This window comes from Pseudescherichia sp. (genome assembly GCF_032052675.1).
Taxonomy (GTDB): Bacteria; Pseudomonadota; Gammaproteobacteria; order Enterobacterales; family Enterobacteriaceae; genus Pseudescherichia.
Genome location: NZ_DAMBWA010000015.1, coordinates 55,745 through 81,854 on the forward strand (window position 1 = coordinate 55,745; position 26,110 = coordinate 81,854).

The 26,110-nt window shown below is 48.0% G+C and carries 16 protein-coding genes and 2 pseudogenes; 13 read left to right on the plus strand and 5 right to left on the minus strand.

Going from position 1 to position 26,110, the window contains the following annotated elements:
- Positions 1–596: 596 nt before the first annotated feature.
- From RTX96_RS17670 to RTX96_RS17705, 8 genes and pseudogenes are all read left to right on the plus strand, one after another.
- Positions 597–2,273: a class I SAM-dependent DNA methyltransferase gene (locus tag RTX96_RS17670; RefSeq protein WP_312671681.1), complete on the plus strand. Its 1,677-nt coding sequence runs from the start codon at positions 597–599 to the stop codon at positions 2,271–2,273.
- 1 nt (position 2,274) lies between these two features.
- Complete coding sequence (locus RTX96_RS17675; protein ID WP_312671682.1) at positions 2,275–3,618, plus strand: restriction endonuclease subunit S; 1,344 nt, start codon at positions 2,275–2,277, stop codon at positions 3,616–3,618.
- A gap of 56 nt (positions 3,619–3,674) precedes the next feature.
- Positions 3,675–7,058 carry a type I restriction endonuclease gene (locus RTX96_RS17680; protein ID WP_312671683.1) on the plus strand — a complete coding sequence of 1,128 codons (3,384 nt, stop codon included), beginning with the start codon at positions 3,675–3,677 and terminating at the stop codon, positions 7,056–7,058.
- 17 nt (positions 7,059–7,075) lie between these two features.
- Entirely contained in the window at positions 7,076–7,777 is a 702-nt protein-coding gene (locus RTX96_RS17685) for a SprT family zinc-dependent metalloprotease (RefSeq protein ID WP_312671684.1), read from the plus strand.
- Positions 7,778–8,005: 228 nt separating this feature from the next.
- A pseudogene (locus RTX96_RS17690) lies at positions 8,006–8,308 on the plus strand (type IV toxin-antitoxin system YeeU family antitoxin); the annotation flags it as partial.
- A gap of 97 nt (positions 8,309–8,405) precedes the next feature.
- Positions 8,406–8,678 (plus strand): annotated as a pseudogene (locus RTX96_RS17695) (TA system toxin CbtA family protein); the annotation flags it as partial.
- 250 nt (positions 8,679–8,928) lie between these two features.
- Complete coding sequence (locus RTX96_RS17700) at positions 8,929–9,936, plus strand: restriction endonuclease (protein ID WP_312671685.1); 1,008 nt, start codon at positions 8,929–8,931, stop codon at positions 9,934–9,936.
- A 205-nt stretch (positions 9,937–10,141) separates the two neighbouring features.
- On the plus strand, positions 10,142–10,771 hold the full coding sequence (locus RTX96_RS17705) for an HNH endonuclease (RefSeq protein WP_312671686.1): 630 nt from the start codon (positions 10,142–10,144) through the stop codon (positions 10,769–10,771).
- Between the two features lie 47 nt (positions 10,772–10,818).
- On the opposite strand, the gene RTX96_RS17710 is transcribed toward RTX96_RS17705, so the two are convergent.
- The gene (locus RTX96_RS17710; RefSeq protein WP_312671710.1) at positions 10,819–11,298 is read right to left on the minus strand and encodes a type VI secretion system tube protein TssD; all 480 of its coding nucleotides are present in this window, start codon (positions 11,296–11,298) and stop codon (positions 10,819–10,821) included.
- A gap of 242 nt (positions 11,299–11,540) precedes the next feature.
- A complete protein-coding gene (locus tag RTX96_RS17715) occupies positions 11,541–12,200 on the minus strand; it encodes a hypothetical protein (protein WP_312671711.1) in 660 nt (219 codons plus the stop codon).
- A 214-nt stretch (positions 12,201–12,414) separates the two neighbouring features.
- Here RTX96_RS17715 and RTX96_RS17720 point away from each other — a divergent pair, with 214 nt between their 5' ends.
- The 3 genes from RTX96_RS17720 (at position 12,415) to RTX96_RS17730 (ending at position 17,154) form a co-directional block, all read left to right on the plus strand.
- Positions 12,415–15,927, plus strand: a complete 3,513-nt coding sequence (locus RTX96_RS17720) for an AAA domain-containing protein (RefSeq protein ID WP_312671687.1) — start codon at positions 12,415–12,417, stop codon at positions 15,925–15,927.
- A gap of 28 nt (positions 15,928–15,955) precedes the next feature.
- The gene (locus tag RTX96_RS17725; RefSeq protein WP_312671688.1) at positions 15,956–16,744 is read left to right on the plus strand and encodes an MBL fold metallo-hydrolase; all 789 of its coding nucleotides are present in this window, start codon (positions 15,956–15,958) and stop codon (positions 16,742–16,744) included.
- 113 nt (positions 16,745–16,857) lie between these two features.
- Complete coding sequence (locus RTX96_RS17730; protein WP_312671689.1) at positions 16,858–17,154, plus strand: hypothetical protein; 297 nt, start codon at positions 16,858–16,860, stop codon at positions 17,152–17,154.
- 783 nt (positions 17,155–17,937) lie between these two features.
- Here RTX96_RS17730 and RTX96_RS17735 read toward each other — a convergent pair.
- Positions 17,938–18,828, minus strand: coding sequence for a hypothetical protein (locus RTX96_RS17735; protein WP_312671690.1), 891 nt, complete (start codon positions 18,826–18,828; stop codon positions 17,938–17,940).
- 550 nt (positions 18,829–19,378) lie between these two features.
- On the opposite strand from RTX96_RS17735, the gene RTX96_RS17740 reads away from it, so the two are divergent.
- The gene (locus tag RTX96_RS17740) at positions 19,379–20,371 is read left to right on the plus strand and encodes a zinc-dependent alcohol dehydrogenase family protein (RefSeq protein ID WP_312671691.1); all 993 of its coding nucleotides are present in this window, start codon (positions 19,379–19,381) and stop codon (positions 20,369–20,371) included.
- A 50-nt stretch (positions 20,372–20,421) separates the two neighbouring features.
- On the opposite strand, the gene RTX96_RS17745 is transcribed toward RTX96_RS17740, so the two are convergent.
- The gene (locus RTX96_RS17745) at positions 20,422–20,778 is read right to left on the minus strand and encodes a helix-turn-helix domain-containing protein (protein WP_312671692.1); all 357 of its coding nucleotides are present in this window, start codon (positions 20,776–20,778) and stop codon (positions 20,422–20,424) included.
- Between the two features lie 332 nt (positions 20,779–21,110).
- On the opposite strand from RTX96_RS17745, the gene RTX96_RS17750 reads away from it, so the two are divergent.
- Positions 21,111–22,007, plus strand: a complete 897-nt coding sequence (locus RTX96_RS17750) for a manganese catalase family protein (RefSeq protein WP_103818540.1) — start codon at positions 21,111–21,113, stop codon at positions 22,005–22,007.
- 55 nt (positions 22,008–22,062) lie between these two features.
- On the opposite strand, the gene RTX96_RS17755 is transcribed toward RTX96_RS17750, so the two are convergent.
- Positions 22,063–25,764, minus strand: a complete 3,702-nt coding sequence (locus RTX96_RS17755; RefSeq protein ID WP_312671693.1) for an NAD(P)-binding protein — start codon at positions 25,762–25,764, stop codon at positions 22,063–22,065.
- Positions 25,765–26,110 lie beyond the last annotated feature (346 nt).

A 26,110-nucleotide genomic window follows, 5' to 3' on the forward strand; every position in this document is an offset into this window, starting at 1 on the left:
GTTAGATTGTAGTTTTGTGTCATTCCCGCAAGATACAATCTAACAGGATGGGACATGTCCAGTCCGTCAACCTCGACTGAATGCTGAAGCGATGTGCTAGCCACCATAATCTTCTTATGCTAGTAACGATGCAGTCATTGATGCAAGGGATTGCAAAATGACGCCGTCTCTATCTACTCATATATGATTTCTTGCTAGCTTTTTGGAGAGAATTGGTCAATAGCTGGATGTGCTCTACAGCAGCGATACCCACAGTTGCTGGAATCTGGCTAGGCTCAAGAATATGCACGATGACGTGATTATTAATCTGATGATGGGGTCAATGTCTTTTGGTGTTACCAACGTTTTGCCCAAGGGCAAAGATGTGGGCTGGCGCGGGTTTAGCGTGAGAGTGAATAGGGCTATACCTTCAGGAGTTAGTGATGTGCAACAAAACATAGGGCAGTAGGTAAAATGATCGTGAAGTGACAGAGCAGGCAAAATCAGCGACAACGATAGCCACCTTTAACGTTCAGTTGCGTTATAATCCTCGCCAAATTTTTGCTCTTCGTCATATGTCAGTGACTTGGCGAGAAGTGGACAGCTAAGAGATCCTTATGACAACCGAAACCGCACCTGAAAAAATTTCTCTCGACGAACTGAAAAGCTGGCTATGGGGCAGTGCCAACATCATGCGTGGTACTGTCGACAGCAGTGACTTCAAAAACTACATTTTTGGCCTGATCTTTCTCAAACGCCTCTCTGATGTCTTTGATGAGCGTATTGCTGCCATCATGAAAGATGAAAAATGTTCAGAAGCGTTGGCGATGGCACTTATCAAAGAAGATAACCCTGAGCAGTTTGTTCCCGAACAAGCACGTTGGTCGAATCTTGTTAAGAAAACTGAAAACGTAGGCGAAAGCATCGACGAAGCCTTTGCAGAAATAGAACGTCAGAATCCGTCACTCGAGAAGGTACTGACTGCCATTCAGTTTGGTGACAAAGACAAACTTAGCAACGAACTGCTGATGCGTTTATTACGCCACTTTAATCGTCATAAACTGGGCAATAAAAACCTTTATAAAGCCGATTTGTTGGGCGATGCCTATGAATACCTGATCGGTATGTTTGCTGACGATGCGGGTAAAAAAGGCGGAGAGTTCTACACTCCACATGGTGTGGTAGAGCTGATTGTAAAACTGATTGACCCTAAACCTGGCCACGAGATCTATGATCCAACCTGTGGCTGTGGCGGCATGCTGGTCGAAGCCGCAAACTACATTCGGGATACCTATCCTGATGATGGCGTCGTAATGGGTAAACCCAACTGTAAGCTCTACGGTCAGGAAAAGAACCTTGGAACCTGGGCTATCGCCAAATTGAATATGTTCCTGCACAACCTGGATGGTGATATCAGGCGTGGAGATACGCTGGTCAATCCACAGCATCTTGACAGCAACAATGGCGTAATGCCATTTGATCGCGTCATTGCTAATCCACCGTTTTCCAGCAAAGAGTGGTGGGAACCGCTGGAACTTAACAAAGAAACTAAAGTCGATAAGAACGGCAAAGAAACCGAAATCGCACCAAAATACGCTACCGAACTTAAGGATCCTTTTGGTCGCTTCGGATTAGGTGTAGCGCCCCGGACGAAGGCTGACCTTGCCTTTGTGCAACATATGATCACATCCACTCGTGAAGATGGTCGTATTGGCGTGGTCGTCCCGCACGGTGTGCTTTTCCGTGAAGGGGAAGAAGGTAAAATCCGTCAGGGCCTTCTAGTGGGTAAAGATGACTTTAAGGGGGATTTAATTGAAGCCGTTATTGGTCTGCCTCCCGCATTGTTCTTTAACACTGGAATTTCAGCTGCGATTGTTCTGATTAACAAAGCTAAACCTGCTGCGCTTAAGGATAAAGTGATCTTTATTGACGCCTCATCTGACTATGAAGATGGTAAAAATATGAACCACCTTCGAGAAAGAGATATCAAACGCATTGTTTTCGAGTTAAATAAAGCCAAGCAGACGATGATTGATGCCGGTGAGAACACTGAAGAGTCATTGAATGAAATACTGAAAAAAGTTGAAGTTGATAAATTTTTACGTATCGTCGAAATGGCAGAGATCATTAAAAACAATTACAATCTAAATATTAGTAGATATATTGACACATCAAAAGACGAAATAAAAATAAACATATCAAAGACATGGGATAGGTTATCTTTTATTGATTCGGAACTCGATAAAGTCAATAAAGAACTTGCTACATATCTTTCAGTTCTTAGGGAGATATAATATGAAAAAAATATTTATTGAAAAATCATTTCAATCTTCTCCGATCGGGGAGATTCCCACTGACTGGAAACACATTCCGCTTTCTGATATCGCAGAAATTAACCCTAAGCCGATCAAACTTTCTAATGATTTTACTAAGATCAGCTTCATTGGAATGGCTGACGTTACCGTTGACTCTCATCTTAGTAATACTACCGATAAGTCCTATGGTGAAGTTAAGAAGGGATTCACGTCATTTTATAATAATGACATTTTAGTTGCGAAGATAACACCTTGTTTCGAAAATGGTAAAGGAGCTCTCGTTAAAGGCCTTAAAAATGGAATAGGCTTTGGAAGCACTGAATTTCATGTGCTAAGAGCTAAACCAATGAAAGGTTGTGCATCATTTATTCATTATATCACCACCACTGAGGACTTTAGAAAAAAAGGTGAGATGAATATGACAGGAACTGCTGGGCAAAAACGCGTTGGGAAAGATTTTATTGCCAATTATGTGATTGCATGTCCTCCTGTTGACGAACAAACAGAAATAGCAAATTTTTTATCGATAGTAGATAAAAAAATTGAGCTTATTGACAGAAAAATCATTGAGACGCAAAATCTTAAAAAAGCTCTATTGCAAAAGTTATTCTCTGAAGGAGTGGGGGTTCAAGATGAAAATGGTAAATGGCATCCACATACTGAATTAAAAAAATCATCATGTGGGAAAAACCCAAAATCTTGGCATATTGCTAAACTTGGCGAGCATGCAACCAAGGTTGGTAGCGGTGTAACCCCTAAAGGGGGAAGTAAAGCATATGTTAACCACGGCATCCCTCTATTAAGAAGTCAAAATATATTATTTGGAAAATTGAAGTTAGATGATGTTGCTTTCATCACAGAAACGCAACATGAAAAGATGAAAGGCTCTCAATTACAACCACGAGATGTATTGCTAAATATTACCGGCGCATCCATTGGCCGATGTGCTGTTTTGCCTGATGATTTTTTAGAAGGAAATGTTAACCAGCATGTCTGCATAATTCGCACGACGTCTTCTTTATTACCAGAGTTTGTTAGTATATTTTTGAACTCACATTTTGGCCAGAAGCAAATATGGAATTTACAAGCTGGTGGTAACCGAGAGGGATTAAATTTCCAGCAGATTCGTAGCTTTGATATCCCACTGCCACCTGTAAATGAACAAAAAGAAATTATGGGAATTTGCAGCACAGTTGATAGTAAAATTCGGTTACTTGAACAACAAAAATCCGAAACTCAGATTCTAAAAAAAGGTCTGATGCAAAAGTTACTCACAGGAGAATGGCGGATACCGTTGGATTGTGACGAAGCAGAAGCTGCGTAATGAGAAGATGCCCTTTTCCGGGCATCTTTTACACAACATGAATGAAGGAAACGGCTATGTCAGGTAAGACTGCAACATCTTTCCCGGAATTGGATGGCGTTGAGCGTCCAGCAATTGAGTTGCTAAAGAAGCTCGGCTATACCCACATCAAGGGATGTCAGGTTGAACAAACGGTGCGGACCGAGCCCTTGATTCTGGAAGAAGTCCTCCTCGAAAGGTTGCATGCACTCAATCCCTGGCTGGCAGAAGTTTCCGGTGCTGCTTCCCGAGCAATGAAACAACTGCGTGATATCTGGTTTGAAAATAACAGCGATTTGATGCTGGCAAACCATGCGTTCTGGGAAAACGTGCTGTTTCAGTCCAACCTGCAAGAAAAAGATAAAGAGGGGCGCAAGCGTAGCGTCCGATTTATTGACCAGTCCGGTGCGGCCCATAACCGTTTCCACGTTGTCAATCAGTATGTTGGTAAAAATAGTAATGCTGCACCTTTTAAACCAGACCTTTTGCTGTTCATTAACGGGATACCGCTTGCATTGATCGAATGTAAAGCCAGCAACGTCAAACTGAGCAAGGGCATCGCACAGATTGACGGTTACCAGAATTCATTCCCGCATCATTTCGCATTTAACATGGTGTGTGGGGCAATCAATCGCAGCCAGGCAAAATACGGTGCGCTTTATGCTCCAGAGCAGTTTTACCTTAAGTGGAAATTTGATCCTAAAAGGCCTGATGAGCACGTCATTCTCAATGAAATTAAAGCGTTACTAGGTAAAGAGCCCACAGCCCAGGACACTTTGCTGTGGGCATTATTCGAACCTTCTCGCTTTGTTCGTTTTGTTTGCTTCTATCCTCTGTTTGAAGTCGAAGATGGTCAAATGATCAAAAAACTGCCTCGCTATCAACAGTGGCGGGCCGTTGAGAAATCCTTGCTCCGTCTGCAGGGGAATGATCCAGCCTTGCCGGGTAAAACACAGGGAGGCGTGATCTGGCATACCCAGGGAAGCGGGAAATCGCTGACCATGGCACTATTGGCGCGTTTGATGCGCGCAGAAATATCCAATTTTGAAAATCCTAGCATTCTGGTATTAACGGATCGCACCGATCTGGACCGTCAGATCCACAACACCCTTACCAACGTGGGGCTCAGGGCGTCAAAAGCTGATTCAGTCGCTGGCCTTGAGGCAATGTTAAGCAATGATTACGGCGCGATCTTCACCTCTACGGTTCAGAAGTTTCAGGAAAGCGATGGTAAACAGATCCAGGCGGCAAAAGACTCTGAAAATAGTGAGGATACGGATGAAGAGCAGTCCTCAAAGAGCCGCGTCAGACGTGTCTTAAAACGTCTGGAAAACGGTAAGGATGAATGCTGGATAGTCAAAGAAAACAATCTTAACTTTGGTCTGAATAACGCCAGTGGCGAGCCCCTGAAAGCAAAATGGCAAAAAGTCAGCGAAGAAAAAGTGGATTTCCGGGTTCTCAGTACTAAAGCAAACTTCTTTGTTATGGTTGATGAAGCACATCGTAGCCAATACGGTTTTCTCGCGGCCTTTATGCGCGCATCACTCCCCAATGCGAAGTTCATCGCCTTTACAGGTACGCCTCTGTTCAAAGAAGACAAAAACACCCTTGGCGAATTTGGCGGCAAAGAATACATCGATATTTATCGCCTTGATGAAGCGGTGGCAGATGGTGCAACGTTACCCATCAAATACCAGGAAGGTATGGCCGAATGGGCCAGTGATGGCAATCTGAAAGAAGCGTTTGAAACTGAGTTTGGTCAGGAACCTCTGGCACGCAAGAAAAAACTGAAGCAACAGCTGCTGAAAAAGCGCCGGGGGGCCATCAGTCGCATTGAACAGAACGCGAAGCATTTGATTGAGCACTTTCTTACCAGCGTAAAACCTCGAAAATTTAAGGCGATACTTGTCTGTGATGGCCGGGATATGGCGGTTCGCTACAAAGATGTTATTGATGGTCTGATGGCAGAACGCCAGGCACAAAATTTACCCACATTCGACAGTAAGGTCGTTATTTCTCTGGGGAGTATGACGGATAACCGTACTGGAGCAAGCGAGCAGAAAGCCCACAGTGCCACTGGTGCACAGAGGATTCTGGAAACGATAGAAGAGCGAGTAAAGCGCGAAGCTAAAGAAGGAAAAACTCCGGTTGCCGTTCTGAGCGATGATATTCCCACACTGGTCAACACCGAATTCAAACTGCCTTATGGTCACGAAGCAGAGAACAAACCTGATGGACAAGCTAGGAGCAATAACATTGGTTTGATCATCGTTTCCGATATGCTGCTCACTGGCTGGGATGCGCCGATTGTCAGTACCCTCTATCTTGATAAGCCGCTGAAAGAACATACCTTACTTCAGGCTATTGCCCGTGTGAACCGTACCCGCAAGGGGAAAAAGGCAGGTTATATCGTCGATTACTACGGAGTTGTCGAATACTTGGATGAAGCGCTCAAAATTTATGGTGGGGATGTTCTGCCTGAACAAGTCTGGACCGATGTAGAATCAGAACTGCCAAAACTTAAAGCCGCGCTGAGCAAAGTAGAAGATATTCTGCCGAAAAAACACAACCTGCTTAAGCACCCGGAGCCCTATAAAGAAGATGCCGACCTGTATTTAGATCCGGACGTACGGCTTGATATCGTGGAAGATTTCCTCGTTGCTCTTGCGGAGTTTAATGGTCGTTTAGATATTGTATTACCCGATGAGCGCGCGGCCCCGTTTAAACCTTATTTTAAGATATTCAATGAAATTAAACTGCAGTTGCTGAATAAAATGCCGGACAGTGCGGATAAGGTACGCATCACTGCTTCAGAATCAGAGCTGCTCAAGGGAATGCTGGACGAACATATTGAATCAAGTGAAGTCAAAAGCCTGCTGGGACGCGAAGTTTCTATCCTTGATGCTGCCGATATGGATCTTCTGCGTAAGCAAAAAAGCAAAGGTAGTGCAGCGCTGGTTATGAAGAATAAACTTAAACACACGATCAGAACCGGTAAAGGCAAAGATCCGGCGTTCTTCGGCGATCTTGAAGAAGAGCTCGCAAGACTGATACAAGAAGAGCGGGAAGGTCGGATCGAACAGGCTTTGTTTCTGGAACAGCTGGAATTGTTCGCACAGCGTGTCAGAGACAAAGATGCGAAGCCCAGCGAAATGGGGCTGAGTACCGCAACTGAGCGGGCAACGTTCAATTATCTGATAAAACAGGTTGCTGAAGCAGAAGCCTTGGCGTGGACGAAAGGATTATTCAATCATCCAGATATTGCAGCTGTCATGCGCTCTCCTATCTGGAAGAAACAAAGTGACATCCACAATGAGATCAAGAAAACGATACGTACAATTTTACGCGGTCTGGGGGGGTGGGACATGACCGTTGCGCGCCAGCACACCAATGAGATATTCCAGATAATGCTGAACAACTGACAGTCGAGTCATTAACAATGCCCATTTTTCAATACGGCACCACAGCTATCGAGTGGGAGTTCAGGGTCGACTCAAGGCTCGCTCATCACTACGTGACCGTGGAACGTGGCCATAAGGTACTCCTTCGAGGACCGGATGTGTCGTTGCAGGAACAGCAAGAGTTGATACGCTATCGCGCCCGATGGATCAAGCAACGTTTGGCTGAGGTCAACCGGCCATTGAAAGATGAGATCGTAACCGGTAGTCGCTTACCTTACCGGGGTAAGACGTTCTATTGTGAAGTCATTTCTTCGCCTGAGCTCACTGTACCCAACATTACGTTCAACCAAAGTCGATTCAAGGTGTTTTCACCCGAGGGCCATTTTGTAAGCCGTCGTCTTTTTAAACCTGCACTGGACGGTTTTTACAGGCAGAAAGCAAAAGAGAAGCTGCATGCGAGGATCCTTCACTGGCAACGAGAAACAGGCCTAACCGCAACGACGTGGAGAATTAAGCACTTTGATGCGCGATGGGCAAACTGCACGGAAAATAACGTACTTGAATTCCATCCCCGTTGTATGGAGTTTTCAAATCGCGTAATGGATTACATCATTATCCATGAGCTGTGCCATACCGTTGAGAAAAATCACAACAAAACATTCTGGTTACTCATAAAGAAATATTGCCCAGAATGGAAAGAGCTCCATGCTCAGGTTGAACATCCTGAAATGCAACTGTAATGCATCACATGGTCGATGAATATCTACCCATTAACAGGACTAACATAATCAACATCTATTATTTTTAAAGGGCTATAGTGTTCATCTTTGTTCTCATAAATCCCCCCCCCCATTATTGTCGCGCTTATTTTTAACAGTGGAGTGCCCTCCAGTATTTCAATAGAGTATGGTTACCATGATATAGATTATTTAATTTTGATTGTTATTTTACTGTCTATTTTCGCCAGTATTTTATCTGGCATCTTTTTACTGAAATCTAGCGTGAGACAGAATACTCCGCCATTACAGAAGGGCAACCGGCTGCACTATCTGGCTGACCGGGCCAGCATTATTGGTAAATTCATTAAAGCTGAATATTTGAAGTTTGATGAAGTATTATCGCATTTTATCAGTCAGATGGAATTGATATTGGCCACTGGTGAAATAGATCCTCGCTATGCCCACTGTGTCACCCTGTACCACAACGGTTTCACCTGCGAAGCCGATATACTTGGCAGTTGCGGCTACGTATACATCGCCGTTTACCCCACTAACGTTAACTACTTTCACAAGAGCACATATGAAAACTCTACCTGCAACAACTCCGTAGGCGGTGACGCTATGTCTGTCGCCCATGGCAGTCTGATAAATGCTGCTTGCACGCCTGCTGGAACAATATTATGGCCTGATACTCACCAGCACACTATTCAGTGATGAAACGGTAATTCAGGAACATATAGATGCCAGTATATCTTTGGCCGATGCCGTTAATTTTCTGGTGGAGAAGTACGAGCTGACTCGTATTGATCGCAGGGGATTTGACTGAAAAGAACAGTCCCCGTATCTACGGGCAGTCGATATTTTGAGGGCGCGACAGACAACTGGCTTATTGAAAAGAAATCGTATTAACTCAACACGTTGAATATTGGGGGCAGCCTCCCTGATTCACATGCCAGCCGGATTTACTCATTATAAAAACACCAACTGATGCGGGCCGGTGCTTTTGCCTATATGGACGAAATATCATGTAAATAGAAGCTGTAATTTTAACTGACCATATCATCGCGAAACACGATCCAAGAATGTTGGGCCGTCGTTGTAGAGGGTTTTGACGCATGCGGCGAACAAGATTATGATCCGGCTTTATTTCTTTTCCTTATGAAGGGACGGGTATGGGCAACAGAATGTGGATGATCCGCGGCGATGGTGGCAAGCTCTATGACGATTTTCGCGATAAGCAAATTGTAGGCATCGGTTGGTCTCAGCTGGCCCCATTAGTCAAACCCGGTCTGTCACGATCCCAGTTGCTCGCTTTATACCAAGAAGCCGACCCTTTAACGAAGCTGGGAACAGCCCGTTCTGGTGCATCGCAGGTCTGGCGTTTTGTGAACGAAATTCAAAAGGGTGATTGGGTTATTACCTATTCGCCGGCCAACCGTACTTATCTTCTGGGCAGAATTACATCTGATTTCCAGTATCATCCTGAATGGGCGGAAGAGGGAATGGGGATCGCTCGGCAGGTTAAATGGAATACTCAAGAAATCGACCGCGATCGACTGTCTGTTGCTACCAAAAACACATTGGGTTCTACGCTGACGGTCTTCCAGCTTCCAGAATATGCTCTAGAGGAGCTTTTGCAGGATAAGAAGCCCACTGTAGACGCTATTACTCATAATCCAACAGCTACAGATGAAGATGAGGTCGTTTCTGATCCGCTTCGCGATGTGGAGTCGCTGGCGCGTGAAGGTATTAAAGATCGAGTTAATGGGCTCGATCCGAAGGAGATGGAGTACCTGGTTGCAGGTGTTTTACGCAGCATGGGATATAAAACACAGGTGTCTCCTGTGGGTCCAGATCGTGGGAAGGATATCATTGCTTCACCTGATGGATTTGGATTTGAGAATCCACGTATCGTCGTTGAGGTAAAACATCGTAGAGAACAAATGGGAAGCCAGCAGATCCGCAGCTTTATTGGCGGTCGCCATAAAGACGATCGCGGGCTTTATGTCAGTACCGGCGGCTTTACAAAAGATGCTCGATATGAAGCCGATCGCTCGACGATACCCTTGACGCTCTGGACGCTAGACGACCTTGTCAGAGCACTCATTGAAAACTATGAGCAGGTTGATATCGAAACCAAACTTTTGGTGCCTTTGAAGAAAACTTTCCTGCCTGCCTGATATTGCTTTGATGGCCATACCGGTGTTCTACTGGTATGGCTTTATACCCACTTGCAATGTCTATTTTTTGTACGGATTTTAACTTGTGGGTACAAGTGCGGGTATAACCATTTATTTCTGCTTATAAACTACATTGATATCAGTCTATTAAGTGTAAAATGCGAGTCTGGCCTTCGCACGTAATAATTGTTCAAAAGGTGCACCCATGAACAAACTCCCTAACAGCCTATCCCGCGAAGCCATCCTCGCCGCAGCCCAAGCCTACGATGCAGGAATTGATCACCCCTTCGCTGACTCCCGTGACTACGACGCCATCATCAATGACCGCCGTTACCCACCGAAAGCCATTGTCGGCCTCGCTGCCTCTGCACTCACCGGCCTTACTTTCACCCCAGCAGACTTCACCGGTGGGATAAAATCCAAGTGCGTCAGGCTCCTCACCGATCAAGGCTTTCAGATCGTCCATAAAAGCGAACCCATCACATCAAACCTCTTCCCTGATGAGATCAAGCGAGAAGCTACCTATGTCGAAGGAGCAGCCGTTCAGGTAACCGTCAACCGCTACGAACGTGACCGCAAGGCTCGCCAAGCTGCTCTGGAGTGGCATGGTTATCAGTGCAAAGTATGCGGTATCGACATGACCAAGGTGTACGGTGAAATTGCGAAGGGCTTCATTCATGTACATCACCTTATTCCTTTGTCAGAGATAAAAGAGAACTACCAGGTTGACCCTAAAACCGATCTCATTCCTGTATGCCCCAACTGCCATGCAATACTGCATCGGCAGGATCCACCGCTTAAGCCAGAGGTACTAAAAAATTTAATAATAAAATAAGAATATACGCATCAAGCAATATTGCTTTTTATGGTCTTTCTTGTAATTTATGCCACACAACGATTGTTCCAGCTATCCTTAAAAACAATATTCCCATCGACATACTTCCACTCAATTGACTCGTACCTCATCTCGATATTTTCCAGATGAGTTCCCGTCATTGATCCGGGATGAAGGTTAGGAGTAATGCCTGTTATCTTCACGTTCTCCATAAGTATATTGAAGTATTCAGTTTCTATGCCTGCATCCAGGATACGATACATCTTTAACTCCGCCGATTTTAGCGTGACTCCTAAGCTGATTGCACGGTAAAGAAAAGGGGTTATACGATCAAATTCTTTCTGAAAAACTATAGGGGTATGGACGCGAGTTGCTGTAAGTCTGCCTGTACTACTGTCCGTTGGAATACTCATGTGATGAGTAAGCGATTTTATCTCTATAGAACCTTCTCGACCAAGTACAGAGCAGCTTCCGATAATGGGGGAGCCGTTTTCATCCGTTAACCATAAATATGCTGGGTTTGATATATGATTTCCTCTAGTAAATGTTTTTCTTTCTACAATTTTCTAATTTACGTATGAATTTAGATGTGAAGTAGAATGTGATGATCCATATTCCTATGTAAACAAACTTCATGGACCAGGGTTCGAAAAGCATAACGCAGAGTACTATGCCTAAAATAAATAAAGGTGACTCAATAACATCCCAAATGTTCGTTAGCGTATATATAAAGATGTCTGTGGCAGCTTTGACCAAAGTCGTCAAGTTTTTAACGCAAAACATGAAGTTTCTTTCCCAGCACTGATATTATCTCGTCGAAGACAGGTTTACCCCGAGTTACACCAATATGAATAGCATCAACAAATGGCTTTACCACTGGCTCAAAAAGGAAGTAGGTAAGGTCGTAATCATGTGGACGTAGTAGTGAGTAAATTTCTGGATCTTCAGATAGAAGGGTTTCAGATTTTCTAATTGAGCGCTCACTCATCCCACCAATAAGAAGAGTGAAAGCTACTTTCCCTATTATACCTTTACTCTCTGCCGCCGCGATAAACGATGTTCGTTCAATTATGGCTGCTGCGGTTGTTATAGCAATTTGCGTTGCTAATATTCTTCCGGTAATTGCAGAGACAACACCTCGATACGTATTATCTTGTTTTTCTTTAGATAAGTATTTATTGAATTCTTTGAATGTTATTTGAATAGCATCAACGATATGATCGTAGTTCAAGATGTCATGACGTATCGCCGCAAACATACGAATCCGTTGGGTTTGGTGGTCGTATCTTGAATCTGTATCTAAATAGCCTAGCGCCAGATATCCAAAATCGAGAGGAACTGTCAGTGCGCCGTTAATCATTCCTTTAATTGTATTAGGTGAGTCAATAATGTTAACTATCCTGCCTGCTATATCTTCTGCATCGCTTATGTCTGCCATGACCATTTCTCCGCTGAACTATGTCATGACTCTAAATCATTAAAAAGAGTATGGGTTAAGCGATTCGTTGCATTTTTAGCAGCCCTTGCCCCGCAAAAACCTCCCCCCACCCATTGCACTCTCCTCCCTAAAGTGGACAATGTTTATCCATCGGCTGTTTTATAACAGCGAAACCAATAATTTGCATGCAGCAACAGGACAGGCGATGGACAGTAACACTTCAGGGTTCGCCGCATACTGGCGCAACTCGCTGGCGGATGCGGAGTTCGGCAAGGGAACGTTTGAGCGTAAGGACGTTAGCGGTTTTACTCAGTGGATCGACAGGGATTCAGGACGTCTGAGCGAGGAGATGGTCACTGCACTCTTTGCAGGCGAGCGGGATGATGTCAAAACGGTAGATGTCGTGCTGCGGCCTCACGTCTACTTCCGGCTGCTACAGCATGGTAAGGAACGCACGGCTGGCGCACCGGAGGTGATCACTCCGCTAGTGACCTCGGCAGTCGTGAACCGCGAAGGATTTTTGTTCCCCACTCCTGCAACTTCAATTCCCCGCGATCTGCTTGAGCCGCTGCCCAAAGGGTCGTTCTCTATCGGCGAAATCTCCCGCTACGACCGATACAAAACCACTCATCCCTCGGTCTCTGCCAGCGTCGATGAGTTCGACGCGGATACTGAAACCGATGAAGAACGGGCGAAGCGTCACGAAGGCTACCGGCAAAAATGGAAATGCTACCAGGATGATGCAGAAGATCTGCTGAAAGCCGTTGCCGGCTCCTCGCTGGATGACCAAAAGCAGTACGAACTCGCCGACTATGGCTATCTGGTTAAAAAGACCCAGCCCGGCGGAGCCAGCTTCCATATCCTTGGTCTCTACGATCACCTGCTGGTCAGCAAAAAAGATGTACCGCTCTTTGAGCGCTTTGCCTCGCTGGAGAACGTTCCGACCGAGCCGCTGCTGGCTCCAGGCGCGAAGTTCAGCGAGCGGCTGGGCCACTCTGGGGACAGGTTCCCGCTGGCGGAGGCCCAGCGCGATGCGTTGAGTCATTTTCTGGATAGCAGGGATGGCGACATCCTGGCGGTTAACGGGCCTCCGGGCACGGGCAAAACTACGCTGCTACTCTCCATCATCGCTACCCAATGGGCGAGGGCCGCGCTGGAGCAGGACGAGCCGCCGGTGATCGTGGCGACATCCACCAACAATCAGGCGGTCACCAATATCATCGAGGCCTTCGGGAAGGACTTTGCCACCGGAACCGGGCCGATGGCGGGGCGGTGGCTGCCGGAGGTTAACAGCTTCGGGGCCTATTTCCCGTCACGCAGCAGAAGCGCCGAGGCCGCCAAAAAGTATCAAACCGAAGACTTCTTCAACCGCGTAGAGTCCAAAGAGTACGTTGAGGATGCGCAGGCGTTCTATCTTAGCAAAGCGCAGGCCGCCTTCCCCGATGAAGCGTGCACCTCTCCAGAAGCCGTTGTCGAGCTGCTCCACGGCCAGCTTCAGGCGCAGCTAAATAAGCTTGAGGCGCTAAAGACCGCGTGGCTGACGTTGAGCCAGGCCCGGGAGCAGAGAGCGGCAATTGCCGATGACATCGAACAGTATCTCGCCGATAAGACGCAGCTGCTTACCGGGCAGGCGCGTGAGATTGAAACGCTCACCAGTGCCAGAGCGGCATGGCATGACTATCGCGCTAAAGAGTCGCTGCTCTACTCCCTGTTCTCATGGATCCCGTCCATCCGCAGCAAGCGGTTCTATATGATCAAGCAACATCTTGAGCCTAAGCTGGAGCGGCCTATGGAGGGGAGCGAGTGGGCCAGCCCGGAAGCGATCGATAGCACCATCAAGACGCTGCTCGATGCCGCAGAAAGCGCGCGTAGCCAGTACCAGCAGCAGATCGCTACGGCTCAGGAAGCCGTACTACAGGAGAGCAGGGCGGCACAGGCGTGGCGGGATCGCATCCGCGAGCTGGGCTATACCGGCGATGATGAGTTGAGTTTGGCACAGGCCGATGAGCTGGCGGATACGCAGATCCGCTTCCCGACGTTCCTGCTGACGACCCACTACTGGGAAGGCCGCTGGCTGATGGATATGGCTAAAATTAGCGATCCGGTAGCAGAGAAGCGCAAGACCGGGGCGGGCACCGTTAAACCGCGCTGGCAGCGCAGGATGAAGTTGACCCCCTGCGTGGTGATGACCTGCTATATGCTGCCTGGCCATATGAAGGTATCGGAGCACAAAGGGCAGAAGGGTTGGGAGGCGAACTATCTCTACAACTTCGTGGATCTGCTGATCGTCGATGAGGCGGGGCAGGTGCTGCCGGAGGTAGCTGCTGCATCATTTGCTTTAGCGAAGAAGGCGCTGGTGATTGGCGATACCAAACAGATCCCGCCTATCTGGAGTATTTTGCCGGCGATCGACGTGGGCAATATGCTGGCGGAGAAGCTGCTGCCGGGCGATACCCAGGATGAGATAGCTGGCTCCTATGCCGCCATTGCTGAAGCAGGTAAAAGCGCCGCGTCTGGCAGCGTGATGAGGATCGCCCAGCTGGCCTCGCGCTATCAGTACGATCCTGAGCTGGAGCGCGGGATGTATCTGTATGAGCATCGTCGCTGCTTCGACGACATCATCGGCTACTGCAACGCGCTCTGCTATCACGGCAAGCTCCAGCCCAAAAGGGAAGACAAAAGCTCCACGCTGCTTCCAGCGATGGGTTATCTGCACATCGATGGCAAAGGCGAGCTGGCCAGCAGTGGTAGCCGCTACAACATGCTGGAGGCCGATACGCTCGCCGCCTGGCTGATGGATAACCGGGAGCGCATCGAGAGCCACTACGGTAAGCCTATCCAACAGGTGGTGGGGATCGTGACGCCGTTCAGCGCTCAGGTCTCCACCATTAAACAGGCGCTGGGTAATCACGGACTCTCCGCTGGCAGCGGTGAAAATACCCTGACCGTCGGCACGGTGCACTCCCTGCAGGGGGCTGAACGGCCTATCGTGATCTTCTCCCCGGTCTACTCCAAGCATGAGGACGGCGGGTTTATCGATAGCGACAGCAGCATGCTGAACGTGGCGGTCTCCCGGGCGAAGGACAGTTTCCTGGTGTTTGGTGATATGGATCTGTTTGAGATCCAGCCTGCTTCATCCCCGCGTGGGCTGCTGAAAAAGTACCTGTTTGCCGATGAGAACAATGCCCTCTATTTTGCCTACAAGAAGCGCAAAGATTTAGAGACCAGGGAGACGCGGGTCTACACCCTGCACGGCGTTGAGCAGCACGATAGCTTCCTCAACCAGACGCTGGAGAAGACCGCGAAGCAGATCACCATTGTCTCGCCGTGGCTGACCTGGCAGAAGCTAGAGGAGACGGGCTTTTTAGCGTCGATGCTCCAGGCCCGCGCGCGAGGCATTGACATCACCGTGGTCACGGATAAGAGCTACAACACCTCTGACAAGGACTATGCGAAACGCCAGGAGAAGAAGCAGAACCTGACGGCGGCGTTAGAGCAGCTGGAGGCCGTTGGCATCGCTACCCGGCTGGTGGATCGTGTGCACAGTAAGATCGTTATCGGTGATGATGGCCTGCTGTGCGTCGGATCGTTTAACTGGTTTAGTGCGACACGCGAGGCAAAGTATGAAAAATATGATACCTCGATGGTCTATGACGGCGGTAATCTGAAGCGAGAGATAGAGGCGATCCAGAGCAGTCTGGATAAGCGCCAGATTTGATCGTAATTGAACAAGGAGGTTCGATCTCATGCTGAAAGTGACCGTGTTGCTGGAAAACCGGAAAGCAAAACAGGCCGATGGACTGATCTGTCGGCCAGGGCTAAGCCTGTTAATTGAAGATGACATAACGAGGATATTATTCGATACCGGGCCAGACAACTCGTTTATACACAACGCTGAAAAGATGGGCGTGTCACTTGAGCATATTGATTGGGTTGTTCTATCTCATGGTCACTACGATCACTGCGGTGGGCTGATGCATCTTCATAAGCTACCTAAGGTGCTGTGCCACCCGGGCGTTTACGATCATAAATATGCAGGTGTGAAAATTGTAAACCGCTTCATAGAAATCAAGAAGATATCTACTCAGCCACCTTCGGTTAAACACAAGTTCTATTTTACAAAAAAGCCTTACGAGATAGGTGACAGGTTTATATGGTCAGGTGAAATCGCATCAGCTAAATCTTACGGCTATGTAAAAGGAGAAAGAGTAGAGCCTGATGCACTTAAGGATGAAGGCGTCCTGATATATAAGTCCGGGAAGGGGCTGGTGATATTCACCGGCTGCGGGCATAAGGGCCTGAAAAATATTATCGAACACTGTAAAAGGCTTACGGAAGTTAGCACTATCTACGCAATTATAGGCGGGATGCATCTCCGGCACGCCATGCCGTGGAGTTTGATGTCTTTACGGAGTTACATCAAAGCCGTTAATCCTGAGCAGATGTTTACCTGCCACTGTACCGGAAAATGGGGAAAGCTGTGGATGCCGGATGCAGAAGAGATCAACACCGGGGATGTTATAGAGTTATTATAGCATCCGCGGTTTATGGCTAGGCGATAACAGATAATAATGCAGCAACGCCAGATAATAAGACAATTAATGACAATGCTATGTTATCTTTTTTTCTTAGGAAATGAATAGAGGGTATGAAAAATATTGTTATTGTTATCACAGGCAGAGAAATATATGATATGGTTTTCAAAATACTAAAATTTAATGTGGCAAAAAGGGTAGATATTGCCAGTACAGACATCACAGACAACCATTTCTTTTCTAATCTAAATGAAATTAGGCTGTCGACAATACCTGTCAGTGTACCTAGATATGCTCCAATACTTGCCAGCAGAATAGCGGCTGCAGACATTATTATAGCCGAAGAAGTACCGCTTTTTCGTGAGACGAATGAGAGTGAGTCTAAATTGTTAGTATGCAATGCCAAATAATCTTCGGTATTTAACACGTGCGATAGAGAAAAACAAAATACGATAATGAACGTTAGGATGACAACTGTTCCTAACCCAATACATAGCATAGCCTTTACGCTACTAATAATAGATGATTTCTGTACGAATCTTTGAATACATGGTGAGAAGTTAAAAACAAAAAGTAGAATTGGGAACATTGATACGAAGGTGCTCGTATAATTGGGAGAAACAAAAGTATCCTCTCTGAAGTTTGAGAAGAATACAGCTAAAATACAAATAGTAATAATTGTAAAATAAGAGATTTTAGCTGTAAAAACCTCTATGTTTCTGTCAAATTTTAACCATGACAAACAAAGTATTAGACATATAGTCAAAGATAAAATGAACCTTGAGATTATAGAACTGTTTATATAGGGAGCAAGTTGATTAACAATAGTTATGAAATTTATTAAGGCAATGCTTAGCATAGAGATAAAAAACAGGAAACATGTTATCTTTGCTATTTTGCAACCACAACTTTTTTCAATTGCATCAAGCATCATCTTTTGATTGCTAGTTTGAATGAATTTATATAGTTGATAATGAGTGCAAAAAGAGATGAATGCACATATAAACGATATAATAATAAACTTATTTGGGCTTGTTACACCAGGTCCTACAGATTGAGGTAGATAAAACACACCAGCACCAAAAGCAGTCGAGAAAAAAGTTACGGCCCAGCGGATCCAGCTTATTTTGAATTTTATCATGGGATATCTCTATTATCGGCCATGCTATCTATACATAGCATGACCGATTTAATTATTTAAAGCATGATTTACCAAAGAAAACCAGCAAAGATGGCAGGTTTAAGTCATAAAATGATAAGGCAGCTCTATACCCGTCCAGAACGTTCTTCATTGAACAAAGAGGGAAAACGCCGATATGAGATGTATAATTGTCAAAAGACTTATTGGAGGAAATTTTGTGTCTAATTGCTCTGAATGTCGCAGCGTTTCCTGCTGCGCAAGTAGGTTTGTTGTTTTTTATAATTTCAAAAGAGGTATTTTTATCGAGCATCCAGATGCTTGAACCTTCTTTTCGAAATTTACTTGTGTCTGATAAACTGTTTTTTATATGGCGGCGAAATCTGTCAGCCATATTTTTCTCGCTGACATAAAATGCTTTTATCTGGATTTGATTATTTTCTTTAATATCCAGGATCTTCTGATTGACCTTTTCAGGTATGATATAGGGTGAAATGGCCTTTTTTCTATAATTGTTTGCCCCGTCAATTTCGTCACCATCACTTTTTTCCATATAAAAGTCATTTATTTCCATAAGAAAATCCGGCTGTATTCCTAGAGTAGTTGCTGACCGAATAATGTAGTCAAGGCAAAAGTCCACTGACTCTTCTACTTCTTTGCTTATGGCAAACCTGTCATTTAAATTGACAACCGTATGCCCTCCCGAAATTATTACGTTACTATCCGTGTGGTATTTCGAGAGTTCAAGCAGAGTTGCTATGTTACTTTGATCTATCGGAGAGTTTACGATTTCAGCTAAACCTTCTCTATCAGCCTTGTAAACAATAAATCTGTCTTGTTCTTTCCAGTATTTTTGGCAGTTACAATTATAGCCTTCGAGTATAACTCTGTCTGCATTTTTATAGAACTCAGCTGGCATCACTTCTAAACATTCAATATCAGGCATAACCTTCTCCGCAATGAAAAAATATTGATCCGCATATTAAATGAACTCATATCTTCAAGTGAAATTTTGTGATTTATTTCAACAAATAAACATACTTAAGCGCATGATAAATTTTATGGAGGTGAGCTCACAAAAAAGAAATGGGGTTATTCCATCCTGCCGCAAGGGTGATATAGTTGGCTCCAACAGCGGAGAGGTGGGCGAGCGGTTTAAGCCAGATTTGCTACTTTATTGTTAAATAACTTTAATAGCCAAATCCACACGGTGACGTGTCGTAGGTTCAAATCCTACTCTCTCCGCCAACTTAATTAAGTATTACTTATGCAATGTTAACTTAGAATAATCATCGTATTCTCAATATAATTCTCCATAAATTATCCATATTTTCAATCAATACAAATTTTATCGCTCAAGCGATTCTTAATTTTTCGCCACACTACCCTTTTGTATAGTATGTGTAAAAAAGTGTCGTATTGCGCTCCAGGGCATCCGGGCAAACAATGTTGTTACTGCCTGGCTATTCCCCGGGCCAATTTTTAAGGAGTGCATTATGACCCGTGTTGTTCGCTTTCATGAATATGGTGATGCCAACGTACTGCGTATCGAAGACGTAGACGTGCCCGCACCTGCCGCTGATGAAGTCCAAGTCTCCGTTCACGCTATCGGCCTTAACCGTGCCGAGGTGATGTTCCGCACCGGCCGCTATCTGCAGGAAGCGGTTTTTCCTTCACAGCTGGGCTATGAAGCGGCGGGCGTGGTGAAGGCGCTGGGCGCAGAGGTGACCGGCTTTGCAGAAAATGACGCGGTGAGCGTGATCCCGACCCTGGATATGGCTCGCTGGCCAACCTATGGCGAAGTCATCAATATTCCCGCTAAGTTTGTAGTGAAACATCCGTCGAATCTGTCATTTGAGCAGGCGGCGGCATCATGGATGCAGTACGTTACGGCGTGGGGCGCGCTGATCGCTCAGGCGAAGCTGACCGCGGATGATTTTATTATCGTCTCGGCGGCGTCGAGCAGCGTTGGCGTTGCCGCCATCCAGATCGCCCGCAGCGTTGGTGCGACCGTTATTGCCACCACCCGCACCGAGGCAAAAGCGCAGGCGCTGCGCGATGCCGGAGCGCACCACGTTATCGCGACGGAGCAGGGCAATCTGGCGGAACGCGTACGACAGATTACTGATGGCAAGGGTGCGCGCGTTGTCTTTGATCCCATCGGTGGACCTGCCATTGCCCAGCTTGCAGAGTGCATGGCGTTTGGTGGCATTCTGCTGGAGTATGGCGCATTGAGCACCGATGAGGGGGCTTTCCCACAGTTCGCTCTGCTAGGTAAATGCCTGACCTTTAAGGGCTATCTCTATATCGAGGTGACCAGTAATGACGCACTGCTGGAGCAGGCAAAAGCCTTTATTAACGATGGTCTGGCGAGCGCCAAGCTTGTGCCGCTGATCTCTCGTACCTTCAAATTTGATGAGATACAGGAGGCGACCCGCTTCCTGGAATCTAACGCCCAGATTGGCAAGATCGTTGTCACGCTGAGCTAAGTCAGGAAAATGCCGGGCGGCGCTTAGCGCTTGCCCGGCCTACGGGATCGTTACTCTGCTTTCTCACGTAATCCGCGCCGCTCCAGCCAGCCCGTTCCCCACTCATTGAGCTGGCAAAGTATCGGCCCAATGCTGCGCCCTTCGTCGGTTAGGGCATACTCCACTTTCGGCGGCACGACCGGATAGACGGTGCGGGTGATGAAGGCATCCTCCTCAAGCTCACGCAACTGCTTGACCAGCAGACGCGGTGTGCAACCGGGGAGCTGGCGATGCAGCTCGTTAAAGCGCATCGTGCCCTTGGTCTGCAGATAGTAGAGGATCACCCCTTTCCAGCGACCACTAAGCAGGCTGAGCGTGGCGACCATTGCACATTCGGGTAATTCATCATATTTGCGACGCTTGGGCATCTCTGGATCCTATAAACATTAAGCCAAAAATATATTTGAGGGCAATATACCTACAAATCAAATACATCAATATATATTGAAAAAAAATATAAATCTTTTTGTAAAAGCTTATTTCTTAAAATGTTATTTGTTCTACGACCTATTACTTAAGACAAATCTTAAAATCCTAAGGATGATTCAATACCGAAGCTGGATCTGAATCATGGGCTATCCTTATAAGCGGTACGACGACTTTTATGAAAATGTAAGGTTTTCATATTTAAGCATTTATTTATTCTTCATTCAGCAGTTGTGAACGATGCTGGAAAATAAATAATCACTGGAGTGAGCCTATGTTCAGACATGTAAAGCAATTACAGTACACCGTACGCGTTGCCGAGCCGAATCCGGGGCTGGCAAACCTCCTGCTTGAGCAGTTTGGTGGCCCGCAGGGCGAACTCGCCGCTGCCTGCCGCTACTTTACCCAGGGGTTAGGGGATGACGATCCGGGCCGTAAAGATATGCTGATGGACATCGCTACTGAAGAGCTAAGCCACCTCGAAATTATCGGCTCTCTGGTAGGGATGCTCAACAAGGGCGCGAAAGGCGACCTGGCTGAAGGTACCGATCAGGAAGCCGAGCTTTATCGTAAAATCACCGGTAACGGCAATGACAGCCATCTGACCGCGCTGCTGTATGGCGGTGGCCCGTCGCTGACCAACTCTGCCGGCTTCCCGTGGACCGCGGCCTATATCGATACCATCGGCGAAGTGACCGCTGACCTGCGCTCCAACATTGCCGCTGAAGCGCGTGCAAAAATCATCTATGAACGTCTGATCAACATGACTGACGATCCGGGCGTAAAAGATGCGCTGGGCTTCCTGATGACCCGTGAAGTAGCCCACCAGATCTCCTTTGAAAAAGCGCTCTACTCAATCCGCAACAACTTCCCGCCAGGAAAACTGCCGCCGATCGAGAAGTACGCTAACACCTACTTCAATATGTCTGAAGGTGGTGAAGTGCGCGGTAGCTGGAACTCAGACGAGAACTTTGAGTACGTATCTAACCCACCGCCGGCCGTGGACGGTGGCGATGGCTTACCAAGCGTCGTGCTGCCGGGGCCGCAGCAGGCGAACCTGGACGCAATGAAGCTGCGTACCGCATCTGACCCGTCGGTTAACCCGGTTACCGGTACCGATCTGGGCTCGGTTCCACCGATTGAGAACGAGACCGCTAAAAAAGCGCCGTAATCGTCGGTAAAAAACAAAAAACCCGGAAGGTTAGCTTCCGGGTTTTTTTATGCCGTTACGCGCCTGCCCCGCGTCGGCTGACGCTGTTTTTCACCTTCTCGGCGGCATTCTTCCCGGCAATAAACGCATGATCGGAGTTGTAGTACTCCCACTCGCTATAGCGGCCCGCCAGCACGATATCCTGAGTCAGCAGCCACTGCCGCACCGTCTCGACGTTTTTCGACCGCTCATGATCGTAAACCACGTAGGCATAGGGAATATCCAGCTGATTCGCTACCAGCACCTCATCCTCCGCCGTAAAGATGCCGACTTCAATACACTCGGCAATACAGCGATCGATCAGCGCCTGGCCATCAACCGGCAGCGGTTTATGCTCGGAGTAGGTGATCTCGCACGTCAGGCCGCAGCCGCCAGGTGGATTACACTCAGGGCTGGTGTTACCTTGCACAAAGATACGGTGGAAAATGGTGTCGCCAGCAAAGTAGATCCAGTGCTTATCGGTGAGGTTGGCCCGACCAATGCCAAGGTTTACGCAGCGCACCGAGACATGGTGCAGCCCGTTTGCCGCCGCGATCACCTCATCCGGGGCCTCATCGCCAATGATGCGAATAAGCTCGGGAAGGGGCATGGTGCTAATTAGCTGCTCATAGTGGAACTGCCTGCCATCGGCGAGCACGGCGATATGCTGATTCGCCAGGATATGAACAATCTCGCTGTTGGTCTCAACCACGCCTTTGATGTGCGGTAAGAAGGCCGACATTAGCGCCTGGAAGCCGCCCTTCAGCGGGTAACCAAAGCGGGCGTTGGGGCCCATCGGCTTGCCGACTGGCTCCACTGCACCTTCAACGATCTGGGCCAGATCCGGTAGCGGCACGCGTCCGCCAAGCCATGAGGTCTCCATCTCAGAGAGCGGCACGGTCCACAGCTTCTGATTATAGGGGATGGCAAAATGCCTGGCGATACCCGCGCCCCAAACCTGATAGATAAAGCGTTCAAAGTTCTCTGGCGGCACCTGCGCCGTGCTGCTGTACTTGGCTTCAATGGCGCCGAGGATACACTCTTTGATGGTCTCGGTCGGCAGGCCATACAGCGCCCCCTGGAAGGGATAGCGCGTGTAGACGCCGTCGGTGTAGATCCACGCCTCGCGCATCTGCCAGTGTAGATTGTCCCCTAGCAGCATGTCATACAGCTCCAGCACATAGGGATCGTTCGAGAACATGATGTGCCCGGCATAGTCGAAGGTAAAACCCCCGTCTTCAATGGAGCGGCACCAGCCGCCGACGCTCGCGTTGCGCTCCAGCAGCACCGCCTGCGAGCCGTAATGATATGCCGCGCTCAGGCCCGTCGGGCCACCGCCGAGGATCAGACAGCGGGCAGGGATGGCGTTTTCGCTGCGGGAGGGTTTTAGCTTCAGCGCCGTGTTTTTTCGCGCAGCGTCATTTGCCGCCTGCGCGGCAGGCGTGGCGATCCGCTGCGGAGCCGATTTCGCCAGCTCCTTCTCAATCAGGCCGTGCATGGCCTGCGCCGTGACGTCCCAGGAGGTGCTGTCAACGATCCGCTTCATCTCTCGCTGCATCGTCTGCCTTGCCTCAGGCGTCAGGGCGAGCATCTTTTCGCAGGCGCGTACAAAGCCTGCCCGATCGTAGCCGATGGCGACCACATGTTTATAGGGCTCAACGACGTCGGTAATCGCCGTGCTTACCACCGGCAGCAGCGCGGCCATATACTCAAGCACCTTGGTCGGGCTGATGTAGCGCGTTGAGGCGTTGAGGGCGAACGGCATCAGGCAGACATCCCACCCGGCCAGGAACTGAGGCAGGGCCTGATAGGGCTGCATACCGAGATAGTGAATATTAGGGCGCTGGGGCAGGGTGGCGGGATCGATTTTGACGACCGGCCCGACCATGATCACCTGCCACTCCGGATGGGCATCGGCAATCGCGGCCACCAGATCGAGATCCATACGTTCATCAATAACGCCACAGTACCCTAAGCGCGGGTGCGGCAGATCCTGGATCAGCGGATGATAGTTGTTGCGGTCAAGCGCCTGCTCAAAGTGGATGGCGTCTACGCTGCTGGTAAAGCAGTGGATATTCTCATGCCGCCCCGACTTTGCCTTATAGAGGCTGGGCCCGCCGGTAAAGACGATATCGGCCCGGTTAAGCAGGGCAGACTCGCGCTGTAAAAGCTGTCTTGGCGCATTCTCAAACGCCGCCAGCTCATCCATACAGTCGTAGATCACCAGTGAGGGATTGAAGACTGCCAACAGCGGCAGCGCCATCGGCGTATAGAACCAGACCAGCGGCGCCTCATTTTCGTCGACGATATCTGCCAGCAGCGGCTGGAGATAGGCTATCTGACTGTCGTGGAAGCCATGCACCTGAAGCGGCGTATGCGGTTTTATCACGGTTACATTGGGCGCAGGATGCGTCAGGGTTAAGCTGGCAGGCGGAGGCGCGAAGGTTGGCTCTTCAATAAAGTAGATCTGGTAGTGTTTCGCCAGCCGGGTCAGGAGATGCTGCGGGCGCTGAAAGACGAAGTCCCAGCGCAGATGGCTAAAGATATACAGTTTTTTCATAGGGTCGCTACTATTCTTAGCGTCATTCAGATCGCATAATCGGGATTGGAACAGACCCAGTGTGTGCTGCGCCTTTTGCAAAGCGGCGGCATAAACAGGATCAAGTATGCGTGCCAGTGGGTCCGTGCCTTGATGGTCAAGTTCCCATAGTCCGCTGCGATGCCAACGGCTCAAATCCTCCCAGTCGGGCCGGTCGATGGCGGGATAAAGACACACCCCATGTAGCTCGACGCCTGCCAGCTGCGCCTGGGCTACCTCTGCCGCTATCTGGCTTATCCATGCACCGCGTCCGCTGCCTACGTGGCTGGTCTCAGCCAGCAGGATCGGGCGCTCATAGCGACGGTAAAGCGTTTCTAACATATGACTAAGGCGGACCCGCCTGGGATCGCCAAGGTGCCACCACAGGCGTGCATTGCTGCCGCTCTCCCATTGGTTATCGTGGTAGTAGTTCGCCCCAATGAGATCGAGGTAACGGGGCGCGCCGCCCAGGTCCGGTTCTGTTCTGCCTGAGAGCATGTCCCAGGTTTGATACTGCGAGTTGTAATGGCCCGCGGTCATGGCCAGCGACTCCGGGCTCTCGTCCGGCGTGGCCAGATGAATAATCGGATCGCAATGTAAGATGCGTGCACGTGGATCGGCAGCCCAGATCGCTTCGCAGGCTGCTATGGTTGCGCGTACTAGCTGGCGCTTGCTCTCTTCCCCGGTGGCAATGCCCGGCGGTGCGGAGCAGCGAAAAAACCCTACCGAGAGGGCCCAGCTGGTAAACGAGATCTCATTGACCGGCGAGTAGACCGGCGAAGAGACGTACCAGGGCACTAAAAATTGCGCCAGCGCACCGCAGAGCTTTGCAAAGCGAGGCACAAAGTCAGGTGAAAAAATATCGGTGTCGTCCGGCCAGCCGTAGTGACAGATCGTCCAGCAAATTTGTATTCCGGCCTCGTTTGCAGCCTGCATCTTTTCGGCAACGGATGAAAAATCATATCCGTGAGCGGTCTCAACAAGACGCCAGCCCACGCTCTCCCGCACCGTTGAAATATTTAACTTCTTTAATGAAATATAATCGCTTAGCACTCTGGCGTTGTGCCCGGTTACGTCATTCATTGAGAGCGGCATACCTTGTCCGTTACGGTGATCGGCACCCTCGTAACCTGCTTGCCAGAAGCTGTCAAATATAGGCATCCCGCTCTCTCCTGCATTTTTATTTTTTGTGATCCGTAAGCGAATAACGATTTATAAAGGCATCGCTATTTACCGAAGCGGCAATGGGCAAGGCATTGAGAAATTTAAGCGTATATCCAATAGGTTATATTTTCTCTCATGCTTATGCATGAGCAATTTTTAATAGCAATAGAGTGGTGAATATATTTTTGTTAATTTTGGTTAAGTATAGTGCTGGCAATCCTTTTTACCAGGTGAGTCTTGCTAAAGAGTGATAAAAAATTATTAGAATTGTTTATATATGAAACGCGCCATCAATAAAAAGTATGACTTTTATAGCGAGTGAATACTCAGTTAAAAAAATTAT

Coding starts and splice junctions, on each gene's coding strand:
- RTX96_RS17755 (WP_312671693.1), bottom strand. CDS start 25,764: ATGCCTATATTTGACAGCTTCTGGCAAGCAGGTTACGAGGGTGCCGAT.
- RTX96_RS17720 (WP_312671687.1), top strand. CDS start 12,415: ATGGACAGTAACACTTCAGGGTTCGCCGCATACTGGCGCAACTCGCTG.
- RTX96_RS17675 (WP_312671682.1), top strand. CDS start 2,275: ATGAAAAAAATATTTATTGAAAAATCATTTCAATCTTCTCCGATCGGG.
- RTX96_RS17725 (WP_312671688.1), top strand. CDS start 15,956: ATGCTGAAAGTGACCGTGTTGCTGGAAAACCGGAAAGCAAAACAGGCC.
- RTX96_RS17750 (WP_103818540.1), top strand. CDS start 21,111: ATGTTCAGACATGTAAAGCAATTACAGTACACCGTACGCGTTGCCGAG.
- RTX96_RS17705 (WP_312671686.1), top strand. CDS start 10,142: ATGAACAAACTCCCTAACAGCCTATCCCGCGAAGCCATCCTCGCCGCA.
- RTX96_RS17670 (WP_312671681.1), top strand. CDS start 597: ATGACAACCGAAACCGCACCTGAAAAAATTTCTCTCGACGAACTGAAA.
- RTX96_RS17685 (WP_312671684.1), top strand. CDS start 7,076: ATGCCCATTTTTCAATACGGCACCACAGCTATCGAGTGGGAGTTCAGG.
- RTX96_RS17745 (WP_312671692.1), bottom strand. CDS start 20,778: ATGCCCAAGCGTCGCAAATATGATGAATTACCCGAATGTGCAATGGTC.
- RTX96_RS17700 (WP_312671685.1), top strand. CDS start 8,929: ATGGGCAACAGAATGTGGATGATCCGCGGCGATGGTGGCAAGCTCTAT.
- RTX96_RS17735 (WP_312671690.1), bottom strand. CDS start 18,828: ATGCCTGATATTGAATGTTTAGAAGTGATGCCAGCTGAGTTCTATAAA.
- RTX96_RS17730 (WP_312671689.1), top strand. CDS start 16,858: ATGAAAAATATTGTTATTGTTATCACAGGCAGAGAAATATATGATATG.
- RTX96_RS17740 (WP_312671691.1), top strand. CDS start 19,379: ATGACCCGTGTTGTTCGCTTTCATGAATATGGTGATGCCAACGTACTG.
- RTX96_RS17680 (WP_312671683.1), top strand. CDS start 3,675: ATGTCAGGTAAGACTGCAACATCTTTCCCGGAATTGGATGGCGTTGAG.